The following is a 4,931-nucleotide window of genomic DNA, read 5'->3' as shown; positions in this document are numbered from 1 at the left end:
TCAACGATCTACCAACACCACCTCCGCGCCAGTGCTAGCTTTTCGTACCGTCACTTATTGCACTGAAAACGAGGAGACCCCTACCGGGCTAGCGGCCTCAATCTGGTAACGGCTGCCGTCGTGTTGTGGAACACGGTCTATCTGGAACGGGCTGCGCACGCGCTGCGTGGCAACGGCCATGCCGTTGATGACGCGCTGTTGCAGTACCTGTCGCCGCTCGGTTGGGAGCACATCAACCTCACCGGCGATTACCTCTGGCGCAGCAGCGCCAAGATCGGCGCGGGCAAGTTCAGGCCGCTACGACCGCTGCAACCGGCTTAGCGTGCTTTATTTTCCGTTTTCTGAGGCGACCCCAGGCAGTACCGCGCACCAGCTCGCGCACGTCGAGCTGCAGCATCGTCACTTCCGGCGAGGCTGGCCACGTCCTGGCCACGGTCGACCATCGCCACCTTTGACGATGAACCGAGGGCCCCATCGCCAGTTCCGACGATGACGGCCGACGCCGGCGCTGGATCTCGCATCGCCGCTTCTGACGATGAGATCCACCCTTTGACACTTGAGGGGCCGAGCTGCGGGGGATTCTCCCGGCCGGCGGCCGCGAGAACCGGCTATGTCGTGCTGCGCATCGAGCCAGGCGGCAGAGCCGCCCGTCTCGCCCCTGGCGGGCTTCCAGCGCCTTCCCGACGCTCACCGGGCCGGTGGCCCTCGCCGCTGGGCTTTGCGGCCCTGACGGGCCTTCCTGGCCCGTTTCCGGGGCCTTCCCTGCCCTGCCCCACCGGCGCGGCCGTTGTGGACAGTTTCGGGACAAGTCGGCCGAGGCCGGCCGGCGCAGCCCTGACGTTGACACTTGAGGGGCAGCGGGGCCGGCGCGATGTTGACACTTGGGGGGCAGCGGCCGATTTCGGCCTGGTCGAGCCGTCCAGGCGGCCGCCGAGGCGGCCTAAGTGCCTGATCGGCATGGAGTTATCCACCGAAGTTGTGGATAACCCTGTTAGGAACCCTGCCCCGGTATTGACACTTGAGGGGCGGCCCTACTGACACTTGAGGGGCGCGGTTCTTGACACTTGAGGGGCAGCGTATTGACACATGGGGGGCTTATCCATTGACACTTGAGGGGCGGCCTCTTCGCGCTTTTCCTTGGCGTGACAACGGTTTACGCGCGTTTTTCGGTCATGCTAACCAGGTTTTTAACCGTCTTTATAACCTTTTTATATAACCAGGTAGTTTTAACCAGAGGCTGGCGAAAAAAACGGCAACACGGCCCAAGCTACCGCGCAGCATGACCGGCCGCCGAAGGGGGGAAACCCCCCTTCTCGATCCCACCCGGCCGCAAGCGGCCTCCCATCCCCCCAGGGGCTACGCCCCTCGGCCGCCTTGCGGCCTCACCCCACAATGGAGCGCCTTCGGCGCTACGGCTTAGGAGAGCCAGGCGCAAGCGCCTGGCGGAAGGCAGTAAGTTCGAGAGCTTGCGAGGGGGCAAAGCCCCCTCACACTCCCCAACCAGGTCGCCGCGGTTCGACCGGCCGCGCGATCCTCAAGCATCGCAGCAGCTCCACCGCCGCAGGTTTTACGCCAAGGAAGGGGGTCGGCCAGCTCGGCCGGTGGCGCGGAAAGCGCCCCTCAAGTGTCAATGAAACGTGAGACGCGGGGCCAGGCCCGCGCCGATCACAAGCCGAGTTCGGAGTGAGAGCCGAGGCGCACCAGGCGCAGCGTGTCGGCGTCGGGCTTCTGGTAGATCAGCACCAGGTCGGGCTTGACGTGGCAATCCCGGTGATCCTTCCAGTCCCCGGTCAGCGCGTGGTCGCGGTGCCGAGGTTCCAGCGGCTGGTCGTCGGCGAGCGCGACCAGGACGGGCACCAGGTCGGCGTCGAGCGTGGCCCGGTGCTGCCCTTTCGCCTCGCGCTTGTAGTCGCGCTTGAACTGGCCGGTGCGCTCAATCTGCCGCATGCAGATCGGCCATCAGATCGTTGACGGTGGCGAAGCGCGGCAGCTTGCCCTTGCGGGCTTCCTTCATCGCCTCGATGGTGGTGGCGTTCGGAATCAGCGGCTCGAAGGGCAGCGCCTTGTCCTGGGCCACCTTCGTGAGCAGCAGCCGCACCGCGTCGGACACGGTAAGGCCCATCGCGGCCAGGACGGCCGCCGCTTCTTCCTTGATCGCGCCGTCGATGCGCGTTTGTACGAGCTGGTTTGCAGCCATGATTGGTTCTCCGGTTGGGTTCGTGAATTACATTGTAATGCACGCCAAGGGAAAGGGCAAGGTTTAGCGGCTAAAACGTTTAGCTAAAGTGCTTGACGATTAGGACATTTTGCCCTAATATAGCACTTGAAGGCCGGGCATTTCGCCCAGGTCAACTACCGGAGAAAGTCCGATGAACACCCAAGAGCAACCCGTTACCGCTTCCCTGGTCGCCGAGGCCCAGCGCCTCGACTTCCTGCCCGCCTACTTCGGCCCGCGTCTGATGATGCGCGGCGAGGCCCTGGTGTATGCCTGGCTTCGCCGGCTCTGCGAACGCTACAGCGGCGCGTATTGGCACTACTACACCTTGTCGGACGGCGGTTTTTACATGGCCCCCGACCTGGCCGACCGCCTGGAGATCGAGGTGGACGGCAACGGCTTCCGAGGCGAGTTGTCGGCCGACGCCGCCGGCATTGTCGCAACCCTGTTCGCGCTGGGTCAGCTCGCGGCCGAGGCCGCCGACACGGACGCCGGCGATGCCCTGATCGACCGCTATCACTTCCTGCGCGGCTTCGCAGCCAGCCACGCCGAGGCGGCCGCGATCTACCGGGCTATTGACTGATGAGGGGCGGCCCCGGCTTCGGCCGGGGCTTCCAGGAGGCGACCATGACCAGGAACAACGCTCCCCAGGCACCGACGAACAGCTACGCGACGGACGGCAAGTGCCACAACGCCGAGCCGGGCACCTACGGCCACGAATGCGGCAAGCCGGCCGCATGGATCGGCACGAACCACAAGGGGTTCAGCTCGGGATTCTGCGACGACTGCAAGCGCCACGGCTACGAAGCCCGCGACGTGATCGCGTGGCGGCGTGCTGACACTTGAGGGGCCGGCCGATGGCGAAGAAACGCAAGACGCCGGCCCAGCCGGGCCAGGACTGGAACGCGCCGGCGGCCGAGCTGCTGGCCGAGCTGCCCACCGACCGCGACGAGCTGCTGGCCGCCGCCGTGGCGGCCGTGGTGGAGATCGACGCGGCGATCATGCGCGGTGACGGTGCGGCCGCCGAGGCGGCCAGCGACCGATACGAGGCCGTCATCTGGAAGATGAACGGCGGAACGCACGTGGGCAGCATGGCCGACCACGACGCGCCCGGCCAGGTCATCGAGCGCCATTGCGCGGCGGTGCCTGGCGACGTGCCCTTGTGGGGCCAGCGCGGCCAGTTCCTGGTCGCGGATGGCGACATGCGCGCCCTGGTGGAGTACGAGGCCGGCTACGGCGGGCCGCTGGGTGCCCACTTCCAGTTCCACGTCATCGACCTGGACAGGCCGTTTATCTCCGAAACGGGCTACCGCTCGCACTTCGACACGGCGCAGGGCTGCATGACGGTGGACGAGGTTGCGCGCGGCATCCTGGCTGCGCAGCGAGCCGAGAAGAAGCGCCCGGTGATGGTCGAGGCCAGCTACCGCGACCGCCTGGCCGATGCTCCCCTGCCCGCTTGGCTGGCCGGCTTGGAGCCGCCGGCGCGGCGCGCACCGGCGACCGTCCTGGTGCCGCCGGGGTTCGTCCTGGTCGATGTGGTGCTGCCCTCGCATCGGGCCTTCATCGCCAGGCGCTGGGCGGCCGAGGCCGCGACCAGGATCAAGGCGGCCAGGGCCGCCGGGTTGGACGCCAAGGGAAAAATCACCGGCGCAGGCCCGGAGCGAGATCCCGCATCGCCAGAAACGACGATGACCTGCAGCATCGTCAAAGCCGACGATGCCGAGCCGGGCGAGGGCGGGCCTGTATCGCCGGAAACAACGATGCCGCGAGCGAGCGCGGCAACCTGCAGCATCGCCAGGAATGGCGATGGAGGCCCGGCCGACCTGGTGGAGTTCAAGCCCGGCCAGCGGTGCGAGATCGTGAGCGTCCATCACCCGGTTTTCGACCGCTACATCGGCAAGCGCATCATCATCGTGAAGGTGCATCCCGACACCCGCCAGGTGTGGGCGCACGACGACAGGCCGGTAACGTACAAGACCAATCGCGCAGGCCGGCGCGTGGTCGATTCAGACCCGAGCTGCATCCAGTCGATCTACGGCTTCGACCAGTTGCGGCTTATCACTTGACCAGGAGAACGAACGAATGACGAACGACGCCAATATCCGGCTGGAGTGCTTGAAGCCGGCCGAACGCTGGGCGCAACCGACCGGCGAGGAAGTCCGAGAGGTGCTGCGCCTGGCCGGGTTCAGCGGCAGCAAGGCCGCGAAGGCGCTGGGGCTGGGCGCGAAGGGCGACCGCACGATCCGCCGCTGGATCGGCGAGGACACCCCGATTCCCTATGCGGCATGGGCGATCCTGTGCGACCAGGCCGGGCTGGGCGTGATCTGGAAAGAGGATTGACGCCAAGGGAAAGGTTTTAGCGGCTAAAGTTTAGCCTTCGGATTCCGGTAAAGCGAAAAAAGTTTAGCTAAAGTGCTTGACAGGCTAGGGCATTTTGCCCTAATATAGCACTTGAAGGCCGGGCACATTGCCCAGGTCAACTACCGGAGAAAGTCCGATGAGCGACAACAAGATTATGCCCTGGATTGACGAGCTGGAGGGCGCGGCAGCGACCGACTTCCCGGCCCGCCGTGACGAGATCGCGGCCATGATGGCCGAGGCGGCCGAGCTGGTGTGCAAAGCCGAGGAACTGCGCGGCAAGGCGTACTTCGCCGGATGCTCCCTGGAGGGGCAGGCCAAGGGCCATTGGTCGATGGAGGGGTTTGGGGTGCAGTGG

Annotated in this window: 7 protein-coding genes and 1 pseudogene; 6 read left to right on the top strand and 2 right to left on the bottom strand. The window is 65.9% G+C overall.

Going from position 1 to position 4,931, the window contains the following annotated elements:
* Nucleotides 1–81: 81 nt before the first annotated feature.
* A pseudogene (locus tag ETQ85_RS25475) lies at nucleotides 82–321 on the top strand (Tn3 family transposase); the annotation flags it as partial.
* Between the two features lie 1,344 nt (nucleotides 322–1,665).
* On the opposite strand, the gene ETQ85_RS25450 reads toward ETQ85_RS25475, so the two are convergent.
* Nucleotides 1,666–1,947, bottom strand: a complete 282-nt coding sequence (locus tag ETQ85_RS25450; RefSeq protein WP_011114071.1) for a type II toxin-antitoxin system YafQ family toxin — start codon at nucleotides 1,945–1,947, stop codon at nucleotides 1,666–1,668.
* Nucleotides 1,934–2,197, bottom strand: a complete 264-nt coding sequence (locus ETQ85_RS25445) for a type II toxin-antitoxin system RelB/DinJ family antitoxin (protein ID WP_011114070.1) — start codon at nucleotides 2,195–2,197, stop codon at nucleotides 1,934–1,936. The genes ETQ85_RS25450 and ETQ85_RS25445 overlap by 14 nt, the downstream gene beginning before the upstream one ends.
* Before the next feature lie 172 nt (nucleotides 2,198–2,369).
* Between ETQ85_RS25445 and ETQ85_RS25440 the strand changes: the two genes are divergently transcribed.
* The 5 genes from ETQ85_RS25440 to kleA all read left to right on the top strand — a co-directional run.
* A complete protein-coding gene (locus ETQ85_RS25440; RefSeq protein ID WP_011114069.1) occupies nucleotides 2,370–2,798 on the top strand; it encodes an antirestriction protein in 429 nt (142 codons plus the stop codon).
* A gap of 44 nt (nucleotides 2,799–2,842) precedes the next feature.
* A complete protein-coding gene (locus tag ETQ85_RS25435) occupies nucleotides 2,843–3,061 on the top strand; it encodes a hypothetical protein (RefSeq protein ID WP_012478187.1) in 219 nt (72 codons plus the stop codon).
* An 11-nt stretch (nucleotides 3,062–3,072) separates the two neighbouring features.
* Complete coding sequence (locus ETQ85_RS25430; RefSeq protein WP_011114068.1) at nucleotides 3,073–4,281, top strand: hypothetical protein; 1,209 nt, start codon at nucleotides 3,073–3,075, stop codon at nucleotides 4,279–4,281.
* A gap of 16 nt (nucleotides 4,282–4,297) precedes the next feature.
* Entirely contained in the window at nucleotides 4,298–4,555 is a 258-nt protein-coding gene (gene korC, locus ETQ85_RS25425) for a transcriptional repressor KorC (RefSeq protein ID WP_011114067.1), read from the top strand.
* 157 nt (nucleotides 4,556–4,712) lie between these two features.
* A partial coding sequence (gene kleA / locus ETQ85_RS25420; protein ID WP_148581786.1) for a stable inheritance protein KleA occupies nucleotides 4,713–4,931 on the top strand: 219 nt, incomplete at its 3' end.

The organism is Zoogloea oleivorans, assembly GCF_008107625.1.
Taxonomy (GTDB): Bacteria; Pseudomonadota; Gammaproteobacteria; order Burkholderiales; family Rhodocyclaceae; genus Zoogloea; species Zoogloea oleivorans.
Note: the sequence above shows the minus strand (reverse complement) of the source record. Positions and strands in the feature narration are given on the sequence as shown.

Coding starts and splice junctions, on each gene's coding strand:
- ETQ85_RS25440 (WP_011114069.1), top strand. CDS start 2,370: ATGAACACCCAAGAGCAACCCGTTACCGCTTCCCTGGTCGCCGAGGCC.
- korC (WP_011114067.1), top strand. CDS start 4,298: ATGACGAACGACGCCAATATCCGGCTGGAGTGCTTGAAGCCGGCCGAA.
- ETQ85_RS25450 (WP_011114071.1), bottom strand. CDS start 1,947: ATGCGGCAGATTGAGCGCACCGGCCAGTTCAAGCGCGACTACAAGCGC.
- ETQ85_RS25445 (WP_011114070.1), bottom strand. CDS start 2,197: ATGGCTGCAAACCAGCTCGTACAAACGCGCATCGACGGCGCGATCAAG.
- ETQ85_RS25430 (WP_011114068.1), top strand. CDS start 3,073: ATGGCGAAGAAACGCAAGACGCCGGCCCAGCCGGGCCAGGACTGGAAC.
- ETQ85_RS25435 (WP_012478187.1), top strand. CDS start 2,843: ATGACCAGGAACAACGCTCCCCAGGCACCGACGAACAGCTACGCGACG.